We start from the raw sequence: 1,532 nt of genomic DNA on the forward strand, positions 1-1,532 counted from the left end.
GCTTTCCGGAAGTAGAGAATGTGCTGGGCAAGGCAGGTCGTGCCTACACGGCTACTGACAACGCCCCCATCAGCATGATTGAAACCATCATTGTACTGAAGCCCAAAAAATTATGGAGGGATGGTATTACCAAGGATATGCTGATACGCGAGATGAACGAGAAAATCCAGATACCTGGAGTGGTAGTAGGGTGGACCCAGCCCATTATCAACCGGGTAAATATGTTGTCTACCGGTATCCGGACTGATGTAGGCATTAAAATATATGGCAGCAACCTGGACAGTATTTATGTCATTTCCCGGCAGGTAGAAAGCATTATTAAAGATATAGATGGCCTAGAAGACCTATATGTAGAGCAACTTACTGGCGGAAAATACCTGGACATACACATCCGGCGCCCTGACATTGCCCGCTATGGGTTGAATGTGGATGACGTGAACATGGTCATTGAAAGTGCTCTGGGCGGCATGGTGCTCACTACTACCGTGGAAGGGAGGGAGCGTTTCAGCGTAAACCTGCGGCTGGCGCAGGAGTACCGCAACGACTTGGACGAGATCAGTAGGATTCCGATACAAACGATGACCTATGGGGTAGTGCCGCTCTCCGCTGTGGCCGACATCAAGGTTTCGGAAGGACCGCCCATGATCAACTCCGAGAATGCCATGCTCAGGGGAACAGTGCTCTTCAACGTGCGGGGCAGGGATATGGGCAGCGTGGTGAATGAGGCAAAAAAAAGAATAGATGAGGCCTTTGAAAAGATGCCACAGGGCTATTTTGTGGAGTGGAGTGGGCAATACGAGAACCAGGTGCGGGCCCAACAACGACTCAGTATCATTATTCCCATTGTGCTGCTGATCATTTCATTTATACTTTATATTACCTTCCACTCTTTTAAATGGGTGCTGGTGGTGCTCCTCAGCGTGCCGGTAGCGCTAATCGGCGGGGTATACTCGCTTTACTTTTACAATGTGAACTTCTCTGTGGCCGTGGCCGTGGGCTTTATCGCCCTGTTTGGCGTGGCTGTAGAGACAGGCGTACTGATGATCGCCTACCTGAACGACACCATTAGGAAGCTGGTGGCAGAAAGGGGCAATGGCCGGCAAAACATCAGCTTCCCCATACTTAAAGAAGCCATTTTAGTTGGCGCCACCCAACGGGTACGGCCGCTGCTGATGACCGTATTGGCTAATATTTTAGGACTGATACCGGTGCTGGCCTCCACCGGTACGGGTAGTGATGTCATGAAGCCCATTGCCATCCCCTTCGTGTTTGGGTTGATGTCGGCTACGTTGTTTGTCCTGATCCTGCTGCCGGTCATATACAATCTGCTTATGGAGTGGGAACTGAAGAAGCATGGGGCATTGTCCGTGCTGGAAATTAAGGAATAGCAAAACAGACGAGCATGAAAAGGATAAGCCTGTTGTTAATCGGTCTTTTAGTTGCCGTTGCCTCCCTTCGGGCGCAGGATACGGTGCGTCTTTCCTTGCCGCGAATCTTTGAGCATATTGATGAAACCTACCCACAGTTGCGCC

General features: G+C 50.5%; 1 protein-coding gene. It reads left to right on the top strand.

What is annotated here, in order from left to right; translation table 11 throughout:
* A partial coding sequence (locus LWP20_RS18070; RefSeq protein ID WP_242929582.1) for an efflux RND transporter permease subunit occupies positions 1-1,388 on the top strand: 1,388 nt, incomplete at its 5' end.
* Positions 1,389-1,532: the final 144 nt, after the last annotated feature.

Source organism: Pontibacter vulgaris (assembly GCF_022758145.1).
Classification (GTDB): Bacteria; Bacteroidota; Bacteroidia; order Cytophagales; family Hymenobacteraceae; genus Pontibacter; species Pontibacter vulgaris.